Origin of the sequence: Cellulomonas telluris, assembly GCF_004886325.1 — a bacterium.
In the GTDB taxonomy this organism is placed as follows: Bacteria; Actinomycetota; Actinomycetes; order Actinomycetales; family Cellulomonadaceae; genus Cellulomonas; species Cellulomonas telluris.
Window position 1 is genome coordinate 1 of the sequence record NZ_QXFN01000090.1, and the last position, 538, is coordinate 538.

The 538-nt window shown below is 73.6% G+C and carries 1 protein-coding gene; it reads right to left on the reverse strand.

What is annotated here, in order from left to right; all coding sequences use genetic code 11:
• Positions 1-538: hypothetical protein (locus FB586_RS19595; protein ID WP_168800629.1), on the reverse strand; the 538-nt coding region annotated here is incomplete at both ends.

Consider the following 538-nt stretch of genomic DNA (forward strand, 5'->3'; position numbering starts at 1 on the left):
CGATCTCCGGACCGCCGAGGTAGGCGCTGCCCTTCCAGCCGATGCCGTCCGGCGCGAGCAGGGTGTCGTCGCCCCTGGCCAGGTTGATCCGCAGCTTCGTGCGCGCGCCGCGGTTGAGGAAGACACCGACGTACTCGTCGCGGTCGCTGCCGGTCAGGGCCAGCGAGTCCGGGGCGCCGCCCTGCAGCTCGAAGCGGGTGACCTCGCCCGTCCAAGAGAGCACCGGTGCGCCGTCCTCGGTCCAGGACCCCCGGGCCGCGTCGATGACCATGTCACCGACACCGAGTGCGGGGCGCAGCTCGGCGGAGGTGCCGACCGAGACGCGCGAGCCCGGCGCCTGGGTCCCGCTCCAGTAGACGGTGTGCCCGTCACCGGCGCGGTCCAGGACGTCGGCGTTGGCGACGTCGAGCATCCCCGACGACCACTGATCGCCGCTCTGGCTCGTGCTGCCGCCTGTCGTGGCGACGACGGTGTCGGCGTCGAGGTCGACGCGCTGACGGCCACCGGACCCGAGCTCCACGGAGTCCCGCCCGGCCGA